This window comes from Ruegeria sp. CH10 (genome assembly GCF_056537125.1).
Map to the genome: position 1 here is coordinate 577,371 of NZ_JBQFQY010000001.1, position 26,730 is coordinate 604,100.

A 26,730-nucleotide genomic window follows, 5' to 3' on the forward strand; every position below is an offset into this window, starting at 1 on the left:
CCCAACCAAAAGGACGTTCGAGATGAAAATTGTCTGTGGCGGGCAAACCGGCGTCGATATGGCCGCGCTGGACGTCGCACGCCATCATGGTCTGAATTACGGCGGCTGGGTTCCGCTGGGGCGCACCAACGAGGATGGTCGCATTCCGGATCACTTCACTGGTCTGAGTGAAACAACCTCGACCGACGTCGCGATCAGGACCCGCTGCAACGTGGTTAACAGCGATGCCACTCTGATCTTCATTGATGGCTCAACCAGCCCCGGCACGGATAAGACTGTCGCTTTTGCGCAAGAGGCCAGCAAACCCTTTCTGTTGGTGGACGTGCGCGAGGGCGCTGATGTCTGTTCGCAACGCGTGCGGGCCTGGCTGGACACCCAACACATCAACGTTCTGAACATCGCCGGTCCCCGCGCCTCGGAGGCACCGCAGATCAACGCTCAGGTCCGCGCTATTTTGGAAAGTCTGATGGACCTGCTCAACACTTAAAGAGCGTCAGGCCCGGGGCTTGCGGCTGAGCAATCCGTATTTCAAGGCCCAGGACCGGAAAGAAGACCGCTTGCGCGCCTTTCGCGTCAGCCCTTGTCTGGAAGCCTCACCGCCTTTGCGGTTGAATTCGTAAACGTCAATAACCCGCTCGGCGCACCCGCAGGCTTCGCCCAAACCGACCTTGGCGAAATAGAATTTTTCAAAGCTTTTGGGATTCTGCATGGCACCCCTCCTATGCGCATTGAACCCTTTCTTGGCTGCATGGGCCAAATCACTTTTTCGAAGATCGACAAAGGCTCGCGTCTGCCCGGCGGTTAACCCGACCAATGCCCTACATCCGCGCCATCAACAATGATCGCCAAGTCCCAGAATTTTCTGGCTTCTTCCTCGGCAGCCTCTGCGGCAACAGGATCATCCGGAATACGCTCGACACGGAAACCGAACTGCTCGAACCCACAATGATCCAGCCTGCTGAGGATGACGGGATAAACCTCACGCTCCAGCGCAGCGGCAGCCAAGAGCCTTGCGGTTTTATGCGGGGCTTCCGGCGCTTTCAGAATTCGAATGCCGATATAGGTGGGGCCGTCCTCGTCCCGTTCCCATAGCGCGGCAGAAGGCGCCAACCCGCTGTCAGGAAATACAACTTTGCCCTGAGGCTTGCTTGGGCCGTCGCCCAATATCACTGCATCCAGTTGCACCGGCCTTTTGGGTGAGGTCCGGCTTAGAATATCCAGCCACAGCATGTCCGTCATTTTTCGCCCCCCGCCCCGGCAATGATCTGCGCCGCTTTTGCTGCCCCTGAATCGGGCAGTTCAATCCTGTTCAGGGCGGTGCGGTAAACCTCCACGTCGCCATGGTCCAAACAGCCCGAAACCGTACGTTCCAATTGCATAAACTCTTTCTCGGTGATGATGGCGCAGAGGTCCCGATCCGCAAGCGCGCGGGCACGCCTTTCCTGATTGTCCAGGTAGGGTGCGGATTGCGGGATCAGAATGGATGGTATCTTGTGATACAGCACCTCCAACACCGAATTATACCCTGCGGCCGAGATCATGAGGTCCGCTGCCAAGCACAAGGATGTGGCCTCGAACGTCTGAACGACACGGGTATTCGACCACCCGAACGCGGCTGGCTGAACCGTGCTGCCCGGCCAGGTCACGACAAGATGCAGGCAGTCTGATCGATCCTCAAGCATTCCGGAGATCGCCTGAAGCTGGGCTGAGCGATCCGAGGCGACGCCGCCGCCCAGCATGCTGACCACCAATTGCTTGAAGTCTATTCCAAACCGCTCGGCCAGCCGAGCCCTTAGGTCCGCGCGCGCCTCGTCGGACTGCTCCGTCCGGCGCACAATCGGGCCGACATAATGCACATGATCGCCATAGCTATACGCGTCATTGAGTTCTTCAAAGGCTTCTGATGGCACGATAATCCGGTCGAACACACCTTCGCGGGCCAACATGGTTTGCCGCGACCGCCCATCGGGCCACAGGCCCCGGCGCACCCACACAGCCGAGAGGTTCCGCTCCAGGATAGTGCGATAGACCGAGTCGAACACGTAGCCGCCGTCAAACACCAGCGTATCACCTGGCTGCGTCGCGGCGCTGAGGCGGCGATAGGTCAGAATGTCGTTACCATTGGTGCTGTCCATCGCGTCGATACGCGAGACCAGCGGGATACAGTCCACGCCTTCGCGCCGCACCAACGGCACGCAACTGGGAAAGGCCGCAAAAAGCCGGGGATGGTCCTTGGGCAATTCTCGGGCGATCACCGAGCAGCGCTGCGCATGCCCCAGACCTACCCCGTTGGTCGGTAGAAACAGGGTTCTGGGTGTCGCGCGTTCCTCTGGACGTTCCGGGGCTTTCAGCCCCGCCTCAGTCTCCAAGCGGGACAGGTCCACCGAATGCAACCACTGCGACAGCGAGGCTTGTTCCGCGATCTGCGAGATATTGGCCAGAATCTTCCCCGTCAGATACCCATCCAATGCAAAAGGCGTTTTCGGCCCAAGCAACGCAGGCGCGCCAGAGGAAACCAGCGCTTCATCCTCAGTGCAGTCAATCGCTATGCCGCCCGCCGCGATAAGCTCAACAGCAAGCGCGGCGATGCGGACACCAGCGATCCCGTGGCCGAACATTGCCAGCACATCTGTTGAATTCGCCAGAGTCAGCGGCGAAAGATCGGTATAGAGATTGGTCGGCAAATCATGGAAATGCGATGCGTTGATCACCTCGTTCTGGGCGCCACTGACGATGAGCCGCAGATTGTACCTGCCCTGGTTGCTCATTCGGGAGAAACACGAGAGCGTCTCGGGGTTATCCAGTTCCATAGACCCAAGAACCACAGTCACATTCGGTAAGGCTCGTGGCGGTCTGGGGGTTTTTCGGATGTCTGCAACCAGCGGGCTGGCACACGTGGTCAACAGAGGGCGAGGCTGGAATTCCGTCAGATCAATGACCGTAGCCTCGCGTCCAAGCGCATAGGCCAACCGAGCCTTGGCCCCGATAAAGCTCTGCTGGGTTTGAAAACGGCCCGTTGCGATCACCGGAACTTCGGCATTCAGCTGCTTTTGCCGCAACGATGCAAGCAGACTGTCGTCGATATCCTCGGCCCCCAGAACAAAGACCGCATCAACCGCATGCTCGACCGGATCGACCAGAAAATTTGCGGCATCATAGGCCCGACCGCGACCGGGATCGTCCGGTAGATAGGCGGCGTCGATGCAAACAGTATACCCTCGGGCCGAAAGCTGCTCGGCAAAGGCAAGCTGAGCATCGAAGGACCGCAAAGACCGCGTCCCCGCCTCGACATAAATCATTGCAGCACCTCACTGTCGGCAGACAACACATTAGACAGCATCATCCCGAAACTTTGGGCAGAATAACGTGAAAGGGCCGCTTGTGAACGGACAACCTGCTCGTGATACAGATGCGGTTGCGCGATCAGCTTGGCGATGATCTTGTCCACCTCGCCCGGTCGACAAGCCAGAACCGCCTCACCAAAGGTTCTGCCTGTCTCGGCATTTGTCAAAACCACCTTACCGGCGCGCAAGGCTTCGGCGATCACGCGGCCAAAGCTTTCTTGCCAAGTCGGCGCCGTGAAATAGACAAAAAAGTCTATCCTTTCAAAGAACTCTTCCACAGTGATCGTGTCAAAGGGCAACAGAGTCCAATGGGCCCGCAGAACCCCTGCGTTCAACAGGGCATCTGCACCCAGAATTACATTGCTTTGCGCATGATTGGGAAAACACAGATCAAGATCGGACAGCACCGGAAATTTCTCGAACCCCGGACGTGAATGCCTGCCGCGCCGATCCTGCGGAGCATCACAAGGATCTTGCGTATCGGTCTGACAGATATTGAACCAATCCGTCTGCAGTACCCCCCACTGTCGCACCATCGGGCGTACCGCCAGCCAGTCCAACACAGTTTTGCGGTTATGCTGTGAAATCGGAGCCAGTGTTTTCCGGACCGACAGGGTTGCGGCCTCGATCTGACCCAGGCAGGACAGAACATCGAACCCTTCTTCACCGCCGGGCCTCAGAAAGTTCTCATGTGTTACAACGATAAGCTCGTTGGCGAAAATCCGGGTGTCCAACGCGCCGTGAAATTTCAGAAAGGCGGGGTTGTGCAGGATCACGAAATCGGCGCTGATCCGCGGCGCATCCCAGATAAGGGGAATGCCCAAATCCGCAAGCACCGACCGCAACAAGGGTGAAACATGCTGAGTTTCGCCAAAGGTTTTCGAGGTGACGGCATGTACCTCAAGTTCGGCGAATTTCACGGCCACCTGCAGTTCGGCCGCGACAGCCGCAGACGTACCACCCGAGAAACGTGGCTCGATGACATAGGCAACCTTGGGGCGGCCGGACTGCGTGATTGAGTCGTATCCGGGCATGCGTTTAGTGCTGGAACGAGCTTTCACGCGCCGACGCGTCATCCACAGAGGCATCCGTTGCGCTGGCGGTATAGCCGTAGTTCACGCTGCCGTTGGAGGCTGCATCGTGGAAATCGCGCAGCTCGTTTGACAGCTCATCATCTCCGGTCAGCAGGCCCGGATTTTTATCGAGGTAATCCTTCAATGCCGCCATGTCGTTGGTGGACAACATCTGATCAATCGCGATCAGATGCTCAAGTGTGATTTCAGCACGCGCCCCGCCTGCCCCCGCAAGAAGGAGCAGCGCAGTCACGATGCCAACTAGTCTGCCGTCAATCATCTGTTCAAACCCTTAAAACTCGTCAATTACATTCACAGATCGTTCTACTTCTCCGCGGTCAAAAACCGCCCCCGTCAATTCGTCGTGGCCCTCAGCTTTTTCAGAACCTGGTTTCTCAGCTGGCTGGTTCGGTTGGTTGCAGCGGAATTTCGGTTGGTTCTTTGCGTGGCACGCCGGACCGGCGCAGCCCCGCCCCCCTCTCCGGCCAGATACAATTCTACAAGGCCGGTCGGTGTTTTGGAGTTCGCTCCGGTAAAGTCGCGCAGCAAGGCGCCCGCATCCTCAGCCAAAGCCGCGGCCCGGGCCGCGTCCTGGGCGTGATAATATCGAACGTTGGATTGACTGACCTTGTAGCCAACGCGGGCCGTTCCGCTTAGCGCATGACCTGTATTGGCAAGATCGGCCACCACTGCATTAACCGAACTTTCAGAAAGCCGGTTAGGTGCATATAGCCGGAACTGTGCGCCAGTCGCTGGCGCTGCGGGCTCGACCGGGGGGGCGATCTCTGCGGGCACGGCCACGATCTGTGTCGAGGCTGGTGGTAGTTCAGCAGTCGGGGCGATCTCATCAGGCACAGCCACAACCTCTGTCGAAACCGGCGGTAGCTCAGCAGTCGGGGCGATCTCATCAGGCAAGGCCACAACCTCTGTCGAAACCGGCGGCGTCGCAGGGCGCGGCGTGAAGATGGGTGCTGTCATGGTCTCTGCGCTCAACTCCGGATAGTCGCCCTGGGTTGAGGGCTGCAGCGACACCGTGAACAGCTCAATTTCTTCCGATGCTGCCAAGGGTCGCGTATCCGCCTGACGCAAAGGAATGGCGTTCAACACGGATGCGGGCTGAGCGACAGATGGCAAAGCTGGCGGAACCTTGATGGTCACAGGTAGAGCCAAGAGTTTCGGGCTGGGGGCTGGAGCTGTCAGCGCTGCAACAGAAATCTCAACCGGCTCAAACTCAGTCGATTGCACATCGGCCAGATGAGCCACCGAAACAAAGAATTCCGGTGCAGCATCATAAGGCAGGAAACTTGGATTGGCCTCCTGCCGCGGCAGGTAACCGGCAACGCCGACCGGGAAAAGCGGCAACTCCAGCGCCGGAACGTAAGACAGGACAGCGGGGGCCAACCGGGGCGTCCCGATCTCAGCCAATGGGGTATCTTCGAGCGAATCCGACAGCGGCGGCGTTGCAGCGGCGGCACTATCCAGGTCCTCGGGCTCAACCAGAGGTGTTTCCGGCTCGTTTGGCCGGGTATCGAACAAGTCCGACGCGATCACAATTTCCCCGTCAACAACGCCCGGGGTGACAAGCGGCGCTGGCTCGGACGCCAAAACGGGCTCACCCTGCGTCGACGCGATGCCTGCGAAATCCTGTGCCGTACCCTCTAACGCAAGCATTGCGTCGGATTCCAACGATTTGACCCCGGACGCGATCAAAAAAACGGCCGACGATGCAACCACCCCAAACAGGCAACCACCTGCGACCAGACCCAGCCGAACCCGATGGCGCATCTGCCGCTGGTCTTCAAGCTTTTGCAGCAGTTTTTTGGACAGGCGATAGTCGATCTCTTCCGTCGTCAGCCGCAGACTGAGGTCTGCTTCCTGTTCCGCCGGGTCCCGGCTGGGATCAAACGGAAGCCCATCCGGCCCTGACGATTGCGGTTGGGCACCAGCGTCGGTTTCAGCAGGTGGGCGATTTACGTCAGCTGCTGGGTCACCTGAAAGGGGCGTGTCCGACTCACCAGTCTGCGCGCTGATCCCGGCATTTTGGTTCTGCTTGGCTTGCTCCAGATGCTCGGACCGCGCCCGTTGCGCGACCGCAGACTGCTGGTTTTGGGATGGCTGGTTCGCTGCTGTCCGGGCCTGTTTGGCGGGCTGTGCCTGCTGACCGGTCCGGGCCTTTTCAGCGCCGCCCTTTTCTTGTTCAACACGCGCTTTTTCAAGGACTTTTTGCCATTCAGGAGACTGCACGAAATCATATACACCAGCCGCCTGGTTGGCGTTATTCTTGGCAACATGAGGTCGCTTTTTAGGACCGCTAGCCTTTGTCATACACTACCCCCAACGGGTCACTCATAACGCTGCAAGCAGTTAAAATTCGGATTAACCAAACAATCGCCTGAGCACACAAAAAACAAAAATATACTGGATGGATTATAAAAAATCGGCGGCTTTAAAACAAGTCAGCTAAGGCCTACAGATTTGAGTGGTAGCAGAACAGGAAACCCGCTTCTCACGGGCACCGATGCTTGGGTACGTCAAATAGAGTTCAGGCTGCCAAGGTCGACGCCGCTCCACCCCATGCGTGCATCGGCGAGGATGGACAGAAGCTCGTCGTGATCCGGGTGATCGGACGAGCAGACATCCTGAGTTTTGAACTCTTGCGGATCGACATGCCCCCAGTTGCGCAATCGCAGGAAGTATACGCCATCCGCCTTCACCTTCTTGGCAAGATCGACGAAGGCAGGCATTTCCCGGAAGTTTGCCGTCTGAACCACAAAATCCAACCGCAGCGTGTCGATATCGCCCCTTGCGTTCAATTCCCCAAGGAACTGCAAATTCTTCTTTAACGTCGCGAAATTCCCACCTCTGCGCAAAACGCTATAGGTTTCAGGTTCTGCTGCATCGATGGAAACCCAGACCGATGAAACGTTCTCCCACAAACCCAGATCGTTCCAGGCGCGTTCGTTGGCCAAAAGCCCGTTGGTGTGAATCTGTATCCGCCGACCCGGCGCATCGGATTGGGTCAAACGCCCAAGGATATGCCGGAAATGACGGCTGCCAAACGGATCGCCAGACCCGGTGACCTTGATTTTCGTGGCCTTGCTGACCAGAGCAAGCAAGTGATCTTCGAAAACCGTGTTCAGTCGTTCAGTTTCTTTGTGCGGCAGGTTGATCAATTGGATGCGACAACTGGGGCAGGATATATTGCACGACCGGTCATGAGACAGGATTACCCGGTCCGGGCCTTCCTGCAGTTCCAGTTTCAGCTTCTGTGTCTCATCGGTGCGAGCAGGCAACCTGCGGCCTGCGATCTTTGGACAATGCCATCGGCTACAATGCGAAAAGTCACCGTCCCGCACGGATCGTCTGATTTCACGGGCACGGTCTGAATTCCAAAAACCACCCTCGCCGTCCGATTCAAGCCGCCCGATGGGCGCGGGTTGCCAGGCAGAGCAACAAAAATGCACCTCACCCGTCGTCCGGGTTTCCATTTCCGAAAAAGGCGCCGGACAGGTGCGGGTCTGCAGCCATCGGTCCATCTCGGTTTCAAGGCTTTTGGACTTTTCGCGCGCGGCATCGATCAGGCGCTGGGCCATCAGGTCATGATGATCACGGCTGACCACTTCCCGCCCAAGCGCCTCGGTCGCCTGCCAGTGCTCGCGTTGGAGCTCGATCCAGGCGACAACCAAAACAGTGAAGATCGCATGCTCGGTCGTGTCCTCGGATACCTGAGCGATCAGATCGTCCAGCACAGCCGGACCGTTTTCCTTCAGAATGACTGTGGCAGTCTCGACCACCAAGTCTTGCGCATGCGCGTTCGGACCCTCCAACAGCCTGCGCCGTCTGAGATATGTGGTGTTTTGTTCCGTGAGGGAATCGATGAGTGCGACACAAACTGTATCGCTGGTCTCGCTGGTCCATTTGGAGTCGGATTTAGCTGTCTGCATCGCGGGCGCAATTGTGACACAGCCCGGTGGCAAATCAAGCCTGCGTAAAAAACAGGCTGCTTTCAGTGCGCATTGTCGCCCACTTACCGTGCCAAGACACTGAAAGCACCTATTTTATTCTCAATGCAAATACCTGCGACCGGCCATCGATCCGGGCGCATTGCGAAACAGAGCGACGCGTCGGCCCCGCCCTGTTCCCCTGCTGGTTACCAGATCAGTCGGGCTTGGCGTCGCTGCGCAGTATGACAGGTGTAATGCTTGTGCCTTCGCCCTGAACGTAGGCCAACTGAATGATCAGTTCGGCCAAAGGTTCAAGATACCGTGCGTTCTGGATGGCACCGCTGTCGACCGGCTCATACCCGATTGCGCCGATCAGTGAACCCACCACCGCTTTTGCGTCCGCGTCGTCACCGGCCAGAAAAACCTGGGGTGTAACGCCCCCATATGTCGGTTCAGTCTGAACCACATCGGCAAATACGGCGTTGAATGCTTTGACAACCGGGATACCGGGCAGTTTGGCCTGACAGTATTCCCCTGCCGATGTGTCGTGCCCCATCGTCAGCGCCATGTAATCGTCTGTCAGAGGGTTAGTGCAATCCACGACGATCTTGCCATCCAGCGGCCCCAGCATGTCCAGCGTTTCATCCAGCGCCGTGAACGGGACAGCGATGAACACAACATCCGCATCGGCCACGCGGTCGACGGCTGCGCCACCTTCCACGCCGTACTGCGCGGCAGCCTCGGTACCGCGACCTGTTTCGCGCGAGCCGAGAAACACAGAATGATCGGTCGCAGCAAACCGGCGGGCCAGTGCGCACGCAACGTTACCAGTACCAACGATCAGAAGATTTTGGGAATTGGGCACGATTTCTTTCTTTCTCTTGATAATGTTACAGCGGCGAGCATAGTAGAAAGCAAGCTGCGATGATACGGGTTTTAACAACCTTATCCCGGCAGCGCTCCGACTTGGGGCGAAATCTACAGCACTGCGCATGGGCCCAAGCGTTCCAGTTCCGGGCCCGCGGCGGAACACAAACGAGGCAAGTGGTAAGTCGATAGATGGCAATCAACATCGATGACTGGCTTTGCGCGCTGGGGATGGAGCGCTATTCAGACGTGTTTCGCGAAAACGACGTCGACGTCAGTATTCTGCCATCGATCACGGCTGAAGACCTCAAGGATATGGGCATCTCATCGGTGGGCCATCGCCGCCGGATACTGGATGCAATCGCGCAGCTAAGAACCGGGCAACTGCCCAATCAGGACAAACCCGCAGGTGAGGTGCATCGTACCGATGCGGAACGCATCGCTTCGCAAGAGCGGCGTCAGCTTTCGGTTGTTTTCACCGATCTGGTGGGCTCGACCCAACTGTCCGAACAACTTGACGCCGAAGAGCTGTCAGCCCTTTTGAGCGGCTACAAAAGCATTGTCACCGAAGTTGTCGAGAAATTTGGCGGCTTTATCTCTCAGTATCTGGGCGATGGGGTTCTGGCCTATTTCGGCTGGCCTCAGGCGGACGAGCACGATGTTGAGCGCGCCATACGATCTGGCCTTGCGATTACCGAGGCGATGCAATCGCTCAGCAAGCAGCAGGGGCTTGAAGTCAAGTGCCGGGTGGGTATCGCCACTGGGAATGTTGTGGTCGGTGACCTGATCCGAAACACGTATATCGAAGAGGATCAGGCCGTTGGCCGCGCCCCCAATCTGGCTGCACGGATTCAATCGATGGCCGCGCCTGGCACGTTGGTCATCTCGGATGAAACCAAACGGATCGTCGCCAATAAATTCGAGTTCTTTGATCTGGGCGGCCACACCCTCAAGGGGTTCAAAGGTGACATACGGCTATGGCGCGTCGACGGGACGTCGGATGGTCTTTTGGATTTGACCGGCGCAGCAAACCAGGCTGACTTGCCGATCGTGAACCGGGTTAACGAGTTCGCACGCCTGAAAAACACCTGGCAGCAGACTCAGCAAGGTCACACCCGTTCTGTGTTGGTGTCGGGTGAACCGGGCATCGGTAAATCGCGCCTTGTGGATGAATTTGTCTCTCAGGTGCAAGGTGCAGGCGGCAAGATATTGCGGTTTCAATGCTCGCCTTTTCACACCAACGACGCGCTCTACCCGGTTCTGACCCATATCTGGACCCGGATATTGGCCGACGAAAGACTGGGCAAGGGTGACAAAACCGTTGCGCTGGCGGAATTCTTTTCATCAACCTCACTGGATCAGAATAAATCAGGGCCTTTGATCGAAGAACTGGTGTCTTTTCGGGAAAATAGCGGGGGTTCAGCCGTCAAACTGGATGCGCTGGGTCGGAAAGAGATCACGTTTCAGGCTTTGATCGAGGTGATGGAATGGTATGTTTCAGACCGCAATGTGCTGATGGTTTTCGAAGACCTGCACTGGATGGATCCGACAACCAAAGAGCTTTTGGGCCGGGTCATTGAAACGTTCAAAACCCAAGGTGCCATGCTGGTATTCACCTGCCGCCCCACATTCGAGGCCGCATGGGAAACCCATGAGCGCCTCGAACGGATTGAGCTGAGCCGTCTCTCCAACACTGAGATCGGTGAGATCGCTTCGCAGATTTATGATGCGCATCCGCTGCAGGAGCGCGTTCTGGAGCTGATCGAGGACCGCTCTGACGGCATCCCGATGTTTGCCGAAGAGCTATCGAAATCCTTCATCGAATCCGGCGTATTTGATCACAACGCTGGGACAGTCAAACCGATCGATACGACCTCGGTTCCGACGACGCTGAACGATCTATTGGTGGCCCGTCTGGATCGCCACCCGGAATCGCGCAGGATTTTGCAGACCGCCGCCGCAATTGGCCGGGATTTCTCGCTTGAGGTCCTGTGTGCGGTGATCGAAGAAACCCGCTCAGGCCTGATGGTTCACCTGGAGTCGCTGGTGTCGGCCCAGATCATCGTCCCGAAACCGGATGCGGATGGGATGTATTCGTTTCGCCACGCACTGATGCGTGATGCGGCCTATGAAAACATGCTGCGATCCGTGCGCGTGATGGTGCATGCACGGGTGGCATCCGTACTGAACGCAAATTTCCGCAAGGCCACCCCGTCTCACGTGCTGGGCAATCACTGGGCCTTGTCGGGCAATCACGCGGCCGCGGCGCGTTGTTACAATCAAGCCGCAGATCTGGCCCGGTCGAGATACGCCAATACCGAGGCAAAAGCCTATTACCAGACCGCTTTGACGCATCTGGAAAAGGTGGACCTAAAACAGGTTTCCGACCCAAGCACCCTGCCCAACCGCGTTGATGTGTTAGAGCATCTGGGCACCGTCCTGACCCTTGTGCATGACCTGAACGATGCGGTGGCCTCATTCAGGCGCGCCATAAACAACGCAGGTTCAGACGCACAGCGCATCGCCCGGCTGCACCGGCTGGCTGGCAACGCCTTACAGCAAAACCGCTCGGGTTCGCTGGCGGAACTGACTGCGGCCGAACATGTTCTGGAAGACAACAACTGGCAAGCCGATCCGGCCCTGCGGGGTGAGTGGATCGACGTGCAGTTGAACATCCTGAACGTCCACTACTGGAGCGGCGACGGCAAGGCGATGTCGGAACTGGCCGATACTCTGGCCGCGTACGTCGCGCATATGACGGCCGAACAGCGCGCCGAGTATTTCGATCAGCTTGTCCTGCGGGATCTGAGAACCACGCGATACGATCCGGGGCCCGAGACGATCCAAACGGCTGAGAACTATGTTTCAGCCGCGAATGAGACCTCGAATCTGGCGATCATCGCCTCGGCAAAGTTCATTCTGGGGTTCGTGAATCTACACAGCCATCGCTTGCCTCAGGCGGCAGCCGCCATGCAGGATGGTCTGGAGGCCGCGCGCCAGTCCGGCCACCGCAAGATAGAATTGCGGTGCATGACCTATCTTGCCTTTGTCTACCGGCGCATGAATCAGGCCTCGGAATCGCTTGAGCTGTCCCGCAACAGCATCGCCTTGGCGCAGGAGTTGCACATGCATGAATACGTGGCGCTTGCGACCTCGAACCTTGCATGGGAGGCTTGGGCGCGTGGTGCGTTCCTTGAGGCCCGCACCCATGCGCAAACGGCGCTGGAGCAATTTGGGAAAACCGGAATTGCATATCCCTTCGAATGGTCCGCAATCCTGCCATTGATTGCCGCCGCAGATTCCGATGCCGACCTGTGCAAAGTTCCGGCCCTATGCGCCCGCATGCTGGATCAAAGCCAACAGGTTTTGCCGGCTGAATTGCAATCCAGAATCCACACGCTGTGCGAGATGTCCGAAACCGAGGAACCCACACGCATTCGCGACGGCATCGCCGCGCTTTTGACCGCAGCGCGCGATTCCGATTTCCACTGAGCCAATTGAAAGGCCACTACCCCAAGCGGGTTGCAATATGGTTAACGATCACGCAGTCTGTAATCGCTAAGTTATTAATAACTTGCTGCAAACCAATCGATTTAAACCGAACGAACCTAATATCATGACTGGAGGAGAACACGATGTCCGAGAGTAAACTCGAAGGCTTCAAGCACGACCTGATTATTGCAACCGAAGATGGCTCGGTGCTGTGTGTACCTCGTGAAGTCTGGGACAACGACAAATACCGGGTCGACCCGGATCAGTTCGAAAGCCATGATGGCTGGGAAGTCATTCGCAACCTGCTGCGCTGCGGTGTGAATCTTGCAACTGTTCCGCCCTTTGACTACCTGCCGAAATCGACCACCAAGATCGAACCGATGGGCACATGCTATCTGGTCAATATCGATGGCCTGAAGCAGAACCATACCTTCATCCGCGAAAGAGACTGACACAACAGACAATGGGGCAGATTGCTGAACCCTGCGAGGACGTGGCCGTTCATGTCGCGTCCTCGAAAGACGTAATAGAACGCATCCTGCCGCATCTGCAAAAGATCGGTGTCACGCGGCTGGCCGATCTGACCGGGCTGGATTGCATCGGAATTCCCGTTTGCGCCGCACATCGCCCCAATGCGCGCTCACTGGCCGTGACGCAAGGCAAAGGGCCGTCTGTCGCAGACGCCAAAGTCTCGGCCCTGATGGAAGCGGTTGAGCTCAGCTGTGCCGAAACGCCATCTCTGCCATTGCGGCTGGCGACCGCCTCGGCCCTGTCTGCCGAAGGTACACTCATCGACCTTAAAAGCCTGCCTCTGATGGAGAATCAGACAATTCCGACAGAGCGCAGAGCGCTTTGGGCCCAAGGTAAGACCTTGGAAGGGGATCACCCGGTCTGGGTGCCGTATGAGCTTGTTCATATGGACTATAGCTTGCCCCTGCCACCGCGTCTGGGATGTTTCCTGATGTCCTCCACCGGGTTGGCCTCGGGCAGCACTTATAAAGAGGCGGTTGCGCAGGCCATTGCCGAAACGTTGGAGCGAGATGCCATCACCCTGTGGCACCAAACCCCTGACGGGCGCATCGCGCGCCGGGTCGATCCCAACAGCGTGGACGACCCGACCTGTGCCGACCTTCTGGACCGTTTTGCCAGGGCCGGTGTCGCCTGTGCCATCTGGGACGTGACATCCGATCTTGGTATTCCTGCGTTTTTCACAACCATCATCGACCAACAGGATGGGGACCGGCGCGGCCTGCACGCGGCCTCGGGCTCTGGCTGTCATCCAAAGCGCGGCGTCGCCCTGATGCGCGCCCTGACCGAAGCCGCCCAAAGCCGCCTGACGCTGATCTCTGGCGCGCGGGACGACCGGTCCCGATCCTACTATCAATCAATGCGAAAAAGCGGAACGCTGGCCGCGCACCGGTCCGAGATCATCAATGCCGCCCTGCCCCTGCGGTTTCAGGACGTGGCCACTCACGCTGTGCAAACGGTTGATCAAAGTCTGTCCTGCATGCTGAGCGCCCTAAACACCGCTGGTCTGAGTTCGCCGATCGTGATCGACCTGTCCGTGCCAGACCTCCCGGCTTCGGTCGTGCGGGTCATCGTGCCCGGCTTGGAAGGCACGTCAGATGCGCCGGGCTATGCCCCCGGTGCACGCGCACGCGCCCTGCGAGGATGACCATGACCCGCCCCGAGATCATCGTGTTCGCCGGCCCTTCGCTGCCGCAGCCCTGCGAGGCCGAACGCCACCTGCCGGTTCAACGCCTCGGTCCTGCGGCCCAGGGGGACGTGCTGCGCGCGGCAATGCTGCACCCCCGGGCAATCGTACTTATAGACGGCTATTTCGAAGCGTATCCGGCGGTCTATCACAAGGAAATCCTGTGGGCGCTGGACGCGGGAATTCCGGTCTATGGGGCGGCCTCGACCGGGGCTTTGCGGGCGGCGGAACTGCAAGCCTTCGGCATGATCGGCATCGGTGAGATCTTCCAAGCCTTTGCCCATGGCACACTTGACCGGGATGACGAGGTCGCGCTGATCCACGCCCCAAAAGAGGTGGGATACGCCTATCTGTCCCAGCCACTGGTCAACATCAGATGGACTCTGACCGCCGCAGTCGAAGCGCGGGTTCTGCCCCCCGACACGGCAACACAGCTGCTGGATCATGCCGCCCAGACCTTCTATCCGGACCGTACCTACACCGCGCTTTTGTCCCATTGCGCCGAGGTTGACCCCGATGCCCATGACAGGCTGCACGCGTGGCTGCCTGATGGAAAAATCGACCAGAAAAACCGTGATGCACTGGCGTGCCTGTCCCGCGTGGCTGCCGATATGGAAACAGGTCAGGACACTGTGCAGACAGATTTCAAATTCCAGCACTCAGACGCCTTTGAATCTCTGCTGCAAGAAGTTCTGTCGAACGCGGACCCCAACGATCCCGATGTCTTAGAGCGGATGCGCGTCGCAATGCCCGACCGGTTCGAATTGCTCAGGCGCAGCGCGGAAAGCGCGGAATTGGCTCTGGCGCTGGAACGTGTGTCCACCCTGCCCATGTCTGGCGCCGATTTGGCGCGTGAGGTTACAGAATTCCGGCAGGCCCATGGCCTTCATGATCAGGCGGCCCTGATGCAATGGCTGACCTCTCACAATCTGGACATAGATGCCTTGTCCCAGCAATTGGAACAGAATGCCCGTATCGCCCGCGCCCGCCGCAGCGTCGGGGAAAAGCTGGACGACCGCATGCGGAACCTATTGATGTTTGCAGGTGGCACCCAAAACGACGCTTGACCAGAGCGTCGGACGCAACATCTGATGCGGGTGATGGCGAAACGTCTGGCAATAGTATCAAGCGGCTTTCAAAGCCCGCTTAGCAGTGCGTTGGAGTTCGCCCAACGCGCCCGAACGCTGGGATATGAGGTAAGGCTTTTCGCACCTGAATGGGCCACAGAACTTATTGCGCATTGTGGCTTCGCGCATCACGTGATCCCTCCGCCCCATGTGGATGCCTTTTCCCCGCTGCTCAGCCGCGCCGAGATCAAGGCGCTTTCTCCCAAGGCGCGACGGGATGCGTCAATTGAGGCATTGGGGGTCGAGGGGTTTGCGCACGCGGTTACCTCATTTGCCCCAGATGCCATTTTCATCGACGCTGAGCTGCACGCCCATATCATCGTTGCGCTGTCGCTTGATGTACCCGTCGTTCAATACAGCAACATGTTCATATCGCCCCCCGGAACCCGCGCCCCACCTTTGAACAAACGCGCCCATCCCGGGTACGGTTTACCGGGCAGCCGATTTGGGGTTTCCCTGCTATGGGCGCGTTTTTTTCTGTGGAAATTCAGTAAGATTCTGCGCAACAGGATTAAGTTCAAAGGGGCTGACTATGCCACTGTGCATCGGGAATTGGCACGCCGGACCGGTGTGCCGCTGGCACAAAAGCTCCGTCTGATCTGCTGGCAAATGCCATGGACCTATAAGATACCTACCGTACTTCTACTGCCCAAGGCGCTGGACCTGCCGACACAGCTTCCTGATGATTTCACCTACCTGGGGCCGATGATTTTGACGGACCGTCCTGAAAGGGCGCATGATCGGGAAAAGATCCATCGGTTTTGCAGAGCTGGCGATACCCGCAAGCGGATCTTCGTAGGGTTCGGAACGATGATGAAACCCAAAAGCGCCCTCCTCGCCCACCTGTGGACCGTGGCCGGTAAGCACCCCGAATGGCAGTTTCTGTTTGCAGCCGGCAAAAACTGGCAAGATGCGGACGGCGTGGGCTATCCCCCCAACGTTGATATCGTCGAATGGGCCCCGCAGCATCAGGTGCTGCGACATGCCGATCTGGCCATCATGCATGGAGGTATCGGTGGCGTCGTCGAAGCGGTCGAGGCGGCAACGCCCATGCTGCTTTACCCTCATGTGAATGACCAGCACGGCAACGCCGCGCGGGTCGTATATCATGGGATCGGGCGGGAAGGCGCGCGCACAGATACTGCGGACAGGATCGAAGCCGACATTCAGGCGCTTCTGAAAAATCCCGGGGTGCCAAAGACCTGCGCGACCCTGCAGGCCGCCTGCCAAGCTGACACGGAAAACCGGGCCCTGGACCGCTATCTGAGGAGCCTGATCGGCAATGGGTCCGCGACACCGCGCTAGGGGTCTTGCGCCCGCATCAGCGGAATTGGGGTAACGTCTGATACAAGTTATTGTGATCCACGCGGTGTTTTTGTCCGTACCTTTGGTGAAGACGAACAAGAATAGCGCGATAGTGAGCGACAAATACATCCATATCTTTCGCGGCGGCGCACTCGTTTCACGGCCTCTATCAGCCAGACCGAAAACTATGGTCGACCGACGCTACGGCGGCACGCGCAGGGTGCCCGACCGGGCACATCCCGTTTTAAACAAAAAGCAAATTAGACTCCGGAACTTGGGCGTAAACCCAAGGCCAACGGAATTGGGGGACTTCATCTAATGCATCTGTTCAACGCGCCACGCCGCCATTCTCATGTATCCTGCGATCCAACGCCAAGTATGGCACGAGCGTGGCTCCGTTGGCTTGCTCTGTTGGTGTTGGCGAGCCTGCCAACGGTCACACAGGCGCACCGGTTTAATGAAAGCTATGTCTATTTCGACGTCACCGAAGACACGCTGAGCGGTCGGATCGAAGTGACAATGGCAGATCTGGCCCGCGTTCAGGCCGGAACTGCTGAGGTCGACAAACCACTGACCGAACTGCAGGTCCTTGAGGCACAGGACGCGTTCTTCACCTACTTCGAAGATCGCATGCAACTGGCGCTTGATGGTGAGCCGCTGGGCGTCGAATTCGATGACATAACCTTTTTCCCATCCGAGGTTGGAAAGTTTGCTCAGCTTCATTTCGAAGTTCTTGGAACGGACGTGACACCGACCACGATCGACATGTCATATGATGGGTTGTTCTCGGACATCGATCCAACGCACCGGGGGTATGCCCTGATCGCAACCAACACACGAAACGGCATGGATGAGAATGAGGCCTATATCTCTCTGATCTTTTCGCCGGGGGATGGTTTCAAAAGCCTGTATCTGAATGATGAACCCACCAAAGACATTGCCAAAACCTTCTTTGTGCATGGCGTCTGGCATATCTGGCTAGGGTTCGATCACGTTCTGTTTCTGGTGACCCTGTTGCTTGGGGCCGTCATGCGTGTCGAAAACCGCCACTGGGTCCCATCCGAAAGCCTGCGCGCCAGTATGTTTGAAACCGTGAAGATCGTGACGGTCTTTACCATCGCGCACACAATCACGCTGTGTCTGGCTACGTTCGAGGTTATCACCCTGCCCATCACGCTGGTTGAGGCCGTAATCGCGTTCTCGATTGCGGTGGTGGCCATCGGCAACCTTGTGCCGCGGTTTCACACCAGTTCATGGAAAGTGGTTTTCCTGTTCGGGATTTTCCATGGCTTTGGCTTTGCCAATGTGCTGGAACCGCTTGGCCTTGATCCCGCGCGCAAGGCACTTGGGCTGGCCACGTTCAATATCGGGGTCGAGGTGGGCCAGTTGGCCATCGTATTGCTGCTGTTCCCGATCTTCTTCGCCCTGCGCCGCTTGACCGCCTATCGTGTCATCGGCCTGCAATTCGGCTCGGTCGCGCTGATCGCTATCGCAGTTTTCTGGTTTTACGAGCGGACCATCGGCTGGTTTCCACAGTTCGGCGAAACCCTGGCCATGGTCGCACAGTAATGCGCCCGCGCCCGTCACAGCAAAACGTTTCTGACTGAGAGGCAACTCATGTCCCACCGCTTGTCAGACAGCCAACTTCGGTTCTGGAAGGGCCAGCAGCTGCAGCCGGACGTACCACTGTATAATGTGGCATGGCGGTTTGATCTGAAGTTTAAAGTGCAACCGGACCTGTTTCGCCGAGCCTTTCGCGAAACCATTGATGAAAACGAAATCCTCAGGGTTGTTTTTCGCACCGACGGGGAAACGCCGTATCAGACGGTTTTGCCGTATCAGGATGATGTGCTGCAGGTGATCCAACTTGAGCCCTCCGACGATGCGCAAAACGCGCTGGACCAGCACCTGGATCATTGGGTCAGGACACCGTTTGATCTGGAACGCGGGTCGTTGCGCAGCCAGTTGATCGAGCTTTCCGGGGATCACTGGGTTTGGGCCCTGTGCCAACATCACATCACCTGCGATGCCCATTCTGACACCGTGCTGTTTGATCAGGTGTCCCGGCGCTATGCGGCTTTGGAACGCAATGGCTCCGATCCGCTCGAACCATCGCCGCGCTTTTTTGAAAGCCCACCAGTACAAGCAGCGGAGACAGAGACTCCAACCGTCACAGCACCTCTCCCCGTTTCCCCGCCTTATGGAAGCGCGGGCAGCCGACCACCCTCATCCACGCGGATTGCAGTGCCTGTGCCCGCTGAGGTGAACGGGGCGCTCGATGTGGCCTTGGCCCGACCCGAGTTTCGCCTGCTGACGCCTGACCTGTCGCGGCTTGCGCTCTACCTCACCGCCTATCTCGCTTACCTGCACCGGATCACCGGTGATGAGCAGTTGACGATCGGCCTGCCTTTTCACAACCGCCTGTCAGCACGGGATAAACAGACCCTTGGGCCATTTGTAGAAGTGCTGCCCTTTACCATTCCGGTCAGCGCCCAGGACAGTCTTTTGGACCTTCACACCAAGGTCAAAGCGGGTCTTGGCGACTTTCTCAGGCAGGCTAAACCCGGCGCTGTCGCGCGCATAGACAATTCGGGCATCAGTGCGGTATGCAACTACATTCAGGCCGATTTCGGAGCTTTTGCAGGCCGCCCGGTCGCCGTGACATGGCTGCACAGTGGCGCGCATGACGTCACCCACGCACTGCGCCTGCATATTCTGGATTTCGCCAAAACAGGCAGGCCCGAACTGTACTTGGATGTTCATGATACGGTTCTTGACGCTGTCCCTGCGGATTGCCTTCGTCACCATTTTCTGACCGTCCTGAACACAACCCTGCGGGCCCCTGACACACCCGTTGCAGCGATGGATTTGGGCGCACAAGGCAGTGACCGATCGCTAACCTATGGTCCAACAGAGCCGCCAGAGATCCCGCAAACCGTCTTGACATCCTTTGCTGCCCGGGTCGCCGCGTCGCCCGATGCCCTGGCGATTTCCTGCGGTAAAACGCGGATCACTTACAAAGAACTTGATCAGCGCAGTGACCAAATCGCGAGCGGTATCACCGCTCAGAGCATCCCTGGCGCGTCGCCCATCGCGATACACATGCCGCGCTCGGCAGAGGTCGTGATGATCATCCTTGGCATACTGAAGGCCGGGTGCAGCTTTGTTCCCATCGCGGCCAACATGCCCTTTGAGCGTGCCCAAGACATCGTCAGCGGTTCTGGCGCAGCAGCGGTCTTTTTGACACCAGAAGACGACCGGGAATTTGGGTGTCAAAAGCTCGACATCACGCTGGTCGAGGCGGGCCACGCCCCCCGTACCCGCTTGCCCGAAGGGCACGCCACTGCGTACGTACTGTTCACCTCCGGCTCGACTGGCATCCCGAAAGGCGTTGAGGTCAGTCATTCCGGCCTGTCCCGCTATGTTCATTGGGCCGCGCAGACCTTTGGTGACAATCAACCTGCCCGATACGCGCTTTTCTCCTCTCTCTCGTTCGATCTGACCCTGACATCGGTGTTTGCCCCGCTGGTATCCGGCGGGTCGATCCGCGTTTATCCCGAACGCTCTGACCCGGATCTTGCGGTGCTGGATGTCTTTGCCGAAGACGCCGTGGATGTAGTCAAGCTGACCCCCTCTCATCTGGCGCTGACCTGCAAACAAAAGCGTGCTGTCGACCGTATTCAGACCCTGATCCTTGGCGGAGAGAACCTGACCAGCCAATTGTGCAGACAAGCGCGGGAAACCTTGTCGCCGTCCCTGCGGCTGATCAACGAATATGGCCCCACCGAAGCTGTTGTCGGGGCCATGCATCATCTCTTTGACAGCCGGATCGACACCAGCCCTTCGGTTCAGATAGGCGTGCCGGCAGCGGGCGTATCGATCAGTATCCGGGACGCGGGCCTGACCCTTTGCCCCTTGGGGGTTGCCGGCGAAATCATCATTGGTGGGCGGCTGGCCAAGGGATATCTGGCAGCGCCCGAAACAACCGCTGAAAAGTTTCTGGACGACCCGCAAAACCTGCAGGGGCGCATCTATCGCACCGGCGATATCGGGCGGATGAATCGCGACGGCAGTATCGAATATCTCGGCCGCGCGGATCAGCAGGTCAAAATCGGCGGCGTCCGCTTTGAAGTTGCCGAGATGGACCGCGTGCTACGCCAGATACCCGGCGTTGATGCAGTCCATGTGGCGTATGGGCCCTCAGGGGCCAAAGTGGAACAGCGGCAACACTGCAAGAAATGTGGCCTGACAGACGCAGTGCCCGGTGTGACCTTTTCGCAAACAGATCAATGCGACATTTGCCTGGAATTCTATGGCTACAAAGACCGGGCGCAGGCTTATTTTCGCGACGAACCTGCGTTGCAACGGCGGATCGACCACGCCGCGCGAACCAGCACCGGATCTTATGATGCCGTCATGATGCTGAGCGGTGGCAAGGACAGTACCTATGCAGCCTATCGCCTGTCCGACTATACCTCGCGTGTGCTTGCGGTGACACTGGACAATGGCTTTATCTCAGAACAGGCGAAGGCAAACATTCAACGGGTGGTCGCTGATCTGGGGTGGGATCATCGCTATCTCAGAACCGACAAGATGAACCAGATCTTTGTCGACAGCCTGAAATCCCATTCCAATGTCTGTCAGGGCTGTTTCAAGGCGCTTTATACCCTCGCCTTCCGCACCGCCTTGGCCGAGGGGGCAGCGATGGTTGTCACCGGTCTGTCCCGCGGCCAGTTCTTTGAAACCCGCCTGACCCCCGATCTGTTCCGAAACGCGGCGCCCACTTGCGCGCAGTTGGATGAGATGGTCACGAAAGCACGCAAAGCGTACCACGCCGAAGATGATGCCCTGTCCCGACTTTTGCAGACCGACGACCTGAAAGACGGTCGCTTTCTGAACCAGATCGAAGTGCTGGACATATACCGCTATATTGATGTGCCTGTTTCTGAAATCTATGACTATCTCGACCGGCGGACATCCTGGCAAAGGCCCTCGGACACCGGCAGATCGACCAATTGCCTGATCAATGATGCCGGAATCCATGTGCATAAAGCGCGCGAAGGGTATCATAACTACGCCCTGCCCTATTCCTGGGATGTTCGTATGGGACACAAGACGCCCGAACAGGCCATGGAGGAACTGAATGACTCCATCGACGTCTCCCGGGTTGCGGATATGCTTGAGCGCATTGGCTTTGACGAACCGGTTCAACAGAACAAACTGTCGGTATATGTGGCCGGACAGAACCTGTCTGAGCAGGAAATCTGGCAGCGGTTAGAGGCGCATTTTCCACGCGGCTTAATGCCTGACGAAGTGGCGCTGCTGGAAGACATGCCATTGAACGCCAATGGCAAAGTTGATACTTCCAGCCTGCTCAAAGGGCATGGGCGAGGCCCCGGAAAAACCAATCGTGTCGGGCCGGAAACGGATGTAGAGCGTACTCTATCGACCTGCGTCGCGGCGGTTATCGGAACATCTGAATTCGGGGTAACGGACGATTTCTTCGACCTGGGCATCGACAGTCTTGCCGCCATCGAAATCGCCATGAAAGCCAACGAGGTCGGATTGCCCCTGCCCGCAACAGCCTTGTTCGAGTACAGGACAATTCGGTCATTGGCGGTCTATGCCAATGGTCTGGCGTCAGCTGGTATCGAGGACCATAGCGGCGATGCCCTGATCCAACTGGATGACGAAGATCTGTCCGGCATTTCCGAGGCGCTGGGCTGACGTGGCATATCCCAAGGGCGTTGCAGATATTCTTCCTTTGACCGCCGCGCAGCGTGGTATGCTTTTTCATGTTGAAGGCGACAGACATATCTGCGGCCAATATGTCGCCGTGATCCGGTGCACATTGCGCGGGCCGTTGGACCCTGACCGCCTGAAATCCGCAATGTGCGATCTGCTTGATGCGCATGACGCGTTACGCGCCGGTTTTGTCTGGAAAGGTGTCAAGCAACCGGTTCAGGTTGTGCAGGAACAAGGTACCATCCCCTGGACCGAGCTTGACTGGACCGAAGAAGAAAACCCTGAAGCCCGCCTAACCGAGCTTTTGAAGGTGGAACAGCTCAGGCAGTTTGATCTGACAAAACCGCCCTTGATGGCGGCGACCCTTATCAGGGGTGCGAAGGATAAATGGCACTTTGTCTGGACAATCCACCACCTGATCAGTGATGGCTGGTCTACCGGAGTTGCCTTTCAGGACCTTTTCAACCGCTACGCCGGGACCGACAGGCCCTTTGCCCCGGCCTCCAGCTTCAAGACTTATCTGACCTGGCTGCACAAACGCGCGCCCCTGACAGATACCGGCTATTGGACCGGCTACCTTGCCGGGCTGGAAGGACCTTGCGTATTGCCGGTTCCCGAGCATCCAGGCGCCCCCGCGTCTCAGGTTTCACATTCTGTGTCTTTGGGCGAGGATTTGATGCACCGCGTCAGGGGCATCTCGACCCGGCTGAAAATCACACCCAACACTCTGCTATCGGCGGCGTGGGCGTTGGTTCTGCGCAGGTATCTAAAGCAGAACGATGTTGTTTTCGGGACAACGACAGCCGGTCGTCCACCCGAGATACCAAATGTGTCGCGATCCATTGGCGCTTATATCAACACGTTGCCGATGCGTCTGAAAATCGATCCATCGCAACCCGTAGAGCAATTCCTGCAGGATCACGCCCGCGCCGAAACCCAGCGGTTGTCGCATGAGTATGCGTCTTTGGCCGAGGTGCAGACCTGTGCGCCCTGCGCCGACCAGGGCCCCCTGTTCGACACGCTCTTTGTCAATGAAGGAGTGATAAGGCGTGAGTATGAGTTCGGCGACATTCACATCTCGGGCCTGAAAACAACACAGTTCAGCAATTACCCCTTGGCCATGCTGGTTTCACCGCATTCCGAATTAGGGGTCGAAGTCTATTCTGATCCCACTCGCATCCCACAGAACGCGGTTCGCAACCTCGTGACAACATACCAGCGCATTTTGTCGAAGATCACGGCTGCGCCGGAAACGCAAATCCGTGATTTGCTGTCGGGCGAATACGCGTCGGTTTCGGTGGCCCCTGCCCCCAAGACCGAAAACATCATCGCACGGTTCCTGAAACAGGCCGAGCGCAGCCCGCAATCCCGGGCCATAAGCGACGGTAAACAATCCCTGACCTATGCCGAACTCAGCCATCGCGCGCGTCAAATCGCCTTTGCGCTGCGCGCAGCAGGTGTTCAACCCGATGACATCGTTCCGGTGGCCTTACCCCGCAGTGTTGATGCGATTGCGGGCTTTTTGGGCGTGATGATGTCCGGCGCTGCATATGTTCCCATGGATCTGGATTACCCTCAGGCCCGGTTGGCCCAAATGCTTGAAACAGCCCGTCCTCGGTTTCTGGTGACAACGCAAAAGGTCACTGAACACCTTCCCAAATCGACAGCGCAGCCCGTGTTCCTCGAGAACCTGTCAGAGGCGCTGAACAACGTCGAAACCGGCCCGCGCGCCTATGTCATGTTCACCTCGGGGTCCGAGAACAAGCCAAAAGGGGTAATGATCTCACATTCTGCGCTGGCGCTTTCGACCGCCGCGCGGGACGCCGTCTATGACGCACGGCCCCAGGCATATCTTCTGCTTTCGTCGCTGGCCTTCGACAGCTCCGTCGCAGGTCTTTACTGGACTCTGTGCACTGGCGGGCATTTGGTCATTGCGCCCAAGCGGGCCGAGCAACAGCCAAAGGAACTGGGCAAGCTGATTGCCCGCCACAGCATAACCCACACGCTGTGCCTGCCGGGGTTGGCCCAAGCGTTGCTGACAACCGTTCCGAAACAGGACCTGCAAAGCCTCAAGGTCTTGATCGCCGCAGGCGAGGCCCTGTCACCCAGCGTAGCACAGGCGTTGCGCCTGACGTGCCCCCAATGCCGACTTGTCAACGAATACGGGCCCACCGAAGGCACCGTGTGGTGCACGGCCTTTGACGCCACCGACCAAACCGACCAAACCGCCATTCCGATTGGAACTGCGATCCCGGGCACTTGGGTGGGGATCGTTGATTTGGACGATGGCCCTGCGCAACCCGGCGAGGTCGGCGAAATCGTCGTTGCGGGCGGGACGGTCGCGGATGGATACCTGCATGACACCAACCAAACCCGCGCACAGTTCTTCGGATTGGGTCCAGATCAAATCCCAGCCTACAGAACGGGCGATCTGGGCGTTGCAGATGCCGAAGGGAGCATCACCTTTCTGGGTCGCAAGGACAAACAGGTCAAAATCCGCGGGCACCGTGTTGAACTGACCGAGATAGAAGAGGCCGCACGTACGGTCGCCCCCACCCTGCGACTCGCCGCGGTGGTGCTGCAACAAAGCGGGCCCAAAAAGATCGTTCTGGCTCTTGAGTGCGAGTCAAACGATCCCCTTTGCACCCATGTTGAGCGACACGTAAAGGCGAGCCTTCCGGAACCTTTTCATCCCAATCAGGTCATCGGCATCGAATGTTTTCCGACCCTGCCGAACGGCAAGCTGGACCAGAGCGCGTTGATCGACCAGATCGCTGAGCAGGACAGCCAAAACACAGGAGAGCCGCCCAAAGGTCCGCTGGAACGGAAGATCGCCGAACTGTTTTCGGCAGCGCTCAAGACACCCTGCGACACGCGGGATGCGCATTTCTTCGATCTGGGCGGGGATAGTCTGACCACGATAACCGCTTATGCAATGGCGCAGGAAACGGGCTTGCACTTTGAACCCACGGACCTGTTTTCGTTCCCGACAGTCGCGGATCTGGCCCGACGCGTCGCCGAACGGCAGGCGGGCATTGTGGTAAAAACACAAGAGGGCACGGTCCAAGTCCTCAATCCGGGCCCGAACAAGACCACTGTGATTATTGCCGACTGCTCTTTCGAATTCAGCCGTTACGTGGCACGCAATCTTGGGTCAGATTACACGATCCTGCATATCCCCAGCTACCTGACAGACGGCATCGCGATTTCATTCGACAAGTCTATTGCGGAACGGGCCGCAGACGCGATCTCTCACATTCCGCAATCCAACATTGCTGGACCGTTTGCTCTCTGCGGGTACTCCGCTGGTTGCCCGCTGGTGATGGAGATTGCAGAACAGGTTGGTCAGAAAAACGTTCTGGGCATGGTTCTGTTGGACCCACCCTTCAAAATGATCGGGGCCGAACCCTCTTTGCAGCCGTTCTATTATCGCACTTACAAGCGCTGGCGGTATTTCTTGAACGGCTGGAAACGCCGCAATCGCGCCCGGCGTGCCTTGCCGGACATTCAGAAATCTCTGTCAGCTGAGCAACCTGCTCAACAGGTCAGGACTAAAGGCGCCGAAATTGCAAATGAAGTAGCAATCAGCAGGTTTCGCGCGCCAGTGTTCAACAAGCCCACCCATGTTTTCCTGACACAGAACAACCCGTCCCTGATACGTGGCGACGTTCTGGATACGCATTTGCCGCACAAACAGCTTTACCCTCTGGACATGCAGCATGATGAGCTGATGCAGCGGTCAGACGTGTTCTCTTTCATCGCGTCAAAGATTGCGCATTTCTGAAACCTTGCGGAGCATGGATCGGGTGACCGCCATCTGTTGGGCGTTGCAAGCAAGGCCAAACTGGCACGGGAGCGGTAATTTCATGAAGTGGCGGGGAGACAGGGATTCGAACCCTGGGGACGCTCTCACGCCCAACGGTTTTCAAGACCGCCGCATTCGACCACTCTGCCACCTCCCCGCGTGGGGCCGGGTCTAAGGCCAAGTTGAAACGGTGGCAAGAGCAAATAGGGAAATCTCGCCTAAGCAGGCGCAGCGGTCTTTCCATGACACTTCGCTCGCGTTATTGTTTCCACGAGGACCGCAATAGACCGGCAAAACAGAACCGGCGATTGGCG

Annotated in this window: 17 protein-coding genes and 1 tRNA gene; 9 read left to right on the top strand and 9 right to left on the bottom strand. The window is 57.9% G+C overall.

All coding sequences use genetic code 11. From position 1 onward, the window contains the following. Window positions 1–22: 22 nt before the first annotated feature. A complete protein-coding gene (locus ACRZ94_RS02895) occupies window positions 23–487 on the top strand; it encodes a putative molybdenum carrier protein (protein ID WP_480650425.1) in 465 nt (154 codons plus the stop codon). A 6-nt stretch (window positions 488–493) separates the two neighbouring features. Here ACRZ94_RS02895 and ACRZ94_RS02900 read toward each other — a convergent pair whose 3' ends face one another. The 8 genes from ACRZ94_RS02900 to ACRZ94_RS02935 all read right to left on the bottom strand — a co-directional run bounded on the left by ACRZ94_RS02900 (window position 494) and on the right by ACRZ94_RS02935 (window position 9,226). Beyond that, complete coding sequence (locus tag ACRZ94_RS02900) at window positions 494–709, bottom strand: hypothetical protein (protein ID WP_480650424.1); 216 nt, start codon at window positions 707–709, stop codon at window positions 494–496. Window positions 710–801: 92 nt separating this feature from the next. Further along, window positions 802–1,239: a hypothetical protein gene (locus tag ACRZ94_RS02905; RefSeq protein WP_480650423.1), complete on the bottom strand. Its 438-nt coding sequence runs from the start codon at window positions 1,237–1,239 to the stop codon at window positions 802–804. Continuing rightward, window positions 1,236–3,299 (bottom strand): glycosyltransferase, encoded by a 2,064-nt coding sequence (locus ACRZ94_RS02910; protein ID WP_480796629.1) that lies wholly within the window; start codon window positions 3,297–3,299, stop codon window positions 1,236–1,238. Before ACRZ94_RS02910 ends, ACRZ94_RS02905 begins: the two co-directional genes overlap by 4 nt. Further along, window positions 3,296–4,378 (bottom strand): hypothetical protein, encoded by a 1,083-nt coding sequence (locus tag ACRZ94_RS02915; protein ID WP_480650421.1) that lies wholly within the window; start codon window positions 4,376–4,378, stop codon window positions 3,296–3,298. The genes ACRZ94_RS02910 and ACRZ94_RS02915 overlap by 4 nt, the downstream gene beginning before the upstream one ends. A 4-nt stretch (window positions 4,379–4,382) precedes the next feature. Continuing rightward, on the bottom strand, window positions 4,383–4,697 hold the full coding sequence (locus ACRZ94_RS02920; protein ID WP_480796630.1) for a hypothetical protein: 315 nt from the start codon (window positions 4,695–4,697) through the stop codon (window positions 4,383–4,385). Between the two features lie 74 nt (window positions 4,698–4,771). Continuing rightward, complete coding sequence (locus tag ACRZ94_RS02925) at window positions 4,772–6,742, bottom strand: hypothetical protein (RefSeq protein ID WP_480796631.1); 1,971 nt, start codon at window positions 6,740–6,742, stop codon at window positions 4,772–4,774. A 206-nt stretch (window positions 6,743–6,948) separates the two neighbouring features. Continuing rightward, window positions 6,949–8,244 carry a radical SAM/SPASM domain-containing protein gene (locus tag ACRZ94_RS02930; protein WP_480796632.1) on the bottom strand — a complete coding sequence of 432 codons (1,296 nt, stop codon included), beginning with the start codon at window positions 8,242–8,244 and terminating at the stop codon, window positions 6,949–6,951. A gap of 331 nt (window positions 8,245–8,575) precedes the next feature. Further along, window positions 8,576–9,226, bottom strand: a complete 651-nt coding sequence (locus ACRZ94_RS02935) for an NADPH-dependent F420 reductase (RefSeq protein WP_480796633.1) — start codon at window positions 9,224–9,226, stop codon at window positions 8,576–8,578. A 194-nt stretch (window positions 9,227–9,420) separates the two neighbouring features. Between ACRZ94_RS02935 and ACRZ94_RS02940 the strand changes: the two genes are divergently transcribed. The 8 genes from ACRZ94_RS02940 to ACRZ94_RS02975 all read left to right on the top strand — a co-directional run bounded on the left by ACRZ94_RS02940 (window position 9,421) and on the right by ACRZ94_RS02975 (window position 26,395). Further along, the gene (locus ACRZ94_RS02940; protein WP_480796634.1) at window positions 9,421–12,720 is read left to right on the top strand and encodes an adenylate/guanylate cyclase domain-containing protein; all 3,300 of its coding nucleotides are present in this window, start codon (window positions 9,421–9,423) and stop codon (window positions 12,718–12,720) included. A gap of 143 nt (window positions 12,721–12,863) precedes the next feature. Next, on the top strand, window positions 12,864–13,172 hold the full coding sequence (locus ACRZ94_RS02945) for a hypothetical protein (RefSeq protein ID WP_480650415.1): 309 nt from the start codon (window positions 12,864–12,866) through the stop codon (window positions 13,170–13,172). Window positions 13,173–13,183: 11 nt separating this feature from the next. Then, a complete protein-coding gene (locus ACRZ94_RS02950; RefSeq protein WP_480650414.1) occupies window positions 13,184–14,395 on the top strand; it encodes a YcaO-like family protein in 1,212 nt (403 codons plus the stop codon). Between the two features lie 2 nt (window positions 14,396–14,397). Then, on the top strand, window positions 14,398–15,501 hold the full coding sequence (locus ACRZ94_RS02955) for a TfuA-like protein (protein ID WP_480650413.1): 1,104 nt from the start codon (window positions 14,398–14,400) through the stop codon (window positions 15,499–15,501). Between the two features lie 33 nt (window positions 15,502–15,534). Continuing rightward, the gene (locus ACRZ94_RS02960) at window positions 15,535–16,866 is read left to right on the top strand and encodes a nucleotide disphospho-sugar-binding domain-containing protein (protein WP_480650412.1); all 1,332 of its coding nucleotides are present in this window, start codon (window positions 15,535–15,537) and stop codon (window positions 16,864–16,866) included. A 414-nt stretch (window positions 16,867–17,280) separates the two neighbouring features. Beyond that, window positions 17,281–18,435 carry a HupE/UreJ family protein gene (locus tag ACRZ94_RS02965; protein ID WP_480650411.1) on the top strand — a complete coding sequence of 385 codons (1,155 nt, stop codon included), beginning with the start codon at window positions 17,281–17,283 and terminating at the stop codon, window positions 18,433–18,435. A 48-nt stretch (window positions 18,436–18,483) separates the two neighbouring features. After that, window positions 18,484–22,593 carry an amino acid adenylation domain-containing protein gene (locus ACRZ94_RS02970; protein WP_480796635.1) on the top strand — a complete coding sequence of 1,370 codons (4,110 nt, stop codon included), beginning with the start codon at window positions 18,484–18,486 and terminating at the stop codon, window positions 22,591–22,593. A gap of 1 nt (window position 22,594) precedes the next feature. Next, window positions 22,595–26,395 (top strand): amino acid adenylation domain-containing protein, encoded by a 3,801-nt coding sequence (locus tag ACRZ94_RS02975; protein ID WP_480796636.1) that lies wholly within the window; start codon window positions 22,595–22,597, stop codon window positions 26,393–26,395. Between the two features lie 88 nt (window positions 26,396–26,483). On the opposite strand, the gene ACRZ94_RS02980 is transcribed toward ACRZ94_RS02975, so the two are convergent. Continuing rightward, a tRNA-Ser gene (locus ACRZ94_RS02980) sits at window positions 26,484–26,573 on the bottom strand. Window positions 26,574–26,730 lie beyond the last annotated feature (157 nt).

What these genes read in the sequence shown, in the direction of transcription:
- ACRZ94_RS02895 (WP_480650425.1), top strand. Translation starts at nt 23, where the DNA reads ATGAAAATTGTCTGTGGCGGGCAAACCGGCGTCGATATGGCCGCGCTG.
- ACRZ94_RS02900 (WP_480650424.1), bottom strand. Translation starts at nt 709, where the DNA reads ATGCAGAATCCCAAAAGCTTTGAAAAATTCTATTTCGCCAAGGTCGGT.
- ACRZ94_RS02905 (WP_480650423.1), bottom strand. Translation starts at nt 1,239, where the DNA reads ATGACGGACATGCTGTGGCTGGATATTCTAAGCCGGACCTCACCCAAA.
- ACRZ94_RS02910 (WP_480796629.1), bottom strand. Translation starts at nt 3,299, where the DNA reads ATGATTTATGTCGAGGCGGGGACGCGGTCTTTGCGGTCCTTCGATGCT.
- ACRZ94_RS02915 (WP_480650421.1), bottom strand. Translation starts at nt 4,378, where the DNA reads ATGCCCGGATACGACTCAATCACGCAGTCCGGCCGCCCCAAGGTTGCC.
- ACRZ94_RS02920 (WP_480796630.1), bottom strand. Translation starts at nt 4,697, where the DNA reads ATGATTGACGGCAGACTAGTTGGCATCGTGACTGCGCTGCTCCTTCTT.
- ACRZ94_RS02925 (WP_480796631.1), bottom strand. Translation starts at nt 6,742, where the DNA reads ATGACAAAGGCTAGCGGTCCTAAAAAGCGACCTCATGTTGCCAAGAAT.
- ACRZ94_RS02940 (WP_480796634.1), top strand. Translation starts at nt 9,421, where the DNA reads ATGGCAATCAACATCGATGACTGGCTTTGCGCGCTGGGGATGGAGCGC.
- ACRZ94_RS02945 (WP_480650415.1), top strand. Translation starts at nt 12,864, where the DNA reads ATGTCCGAGAGTAAACTCGAAGGCTTCAAGCACGACCTGATTATTGCA.
- ACRZ94_RS02950 (WP_480650414.1), top strand. Translation starts at nt 13,184, where the DNA reads ATGGGGCAGATTGCTGAACCCTGCGAGGACGTGGCCGTTCATGTCGCG.
- ACRZ94_RS02955 (WP_480650413.1), top strand. Translation starts at nt 14,398, where the DNA reads ATGACCCGCCCCGAGATCATCGTGTTCGCCGGCCCTTCGCTGCCGCAG.
- ACRZ94_RS02960 (WP_480650412.1), top strand. Translation starts at nt 15,535, where the DNA reads ATGGCGAAACGTCTGGCAATAGTATCAAGCGGCTTTCAAAGCCCGCTT.
- ACRZ94_RS02970 (WP_480796635.1), top strand. Translation starts at nt 18,484, where the DNA reads ATGTCCCACCGCTTGTCAGACAGCCAACTTCGGTTCTGGAAGGGCCAG.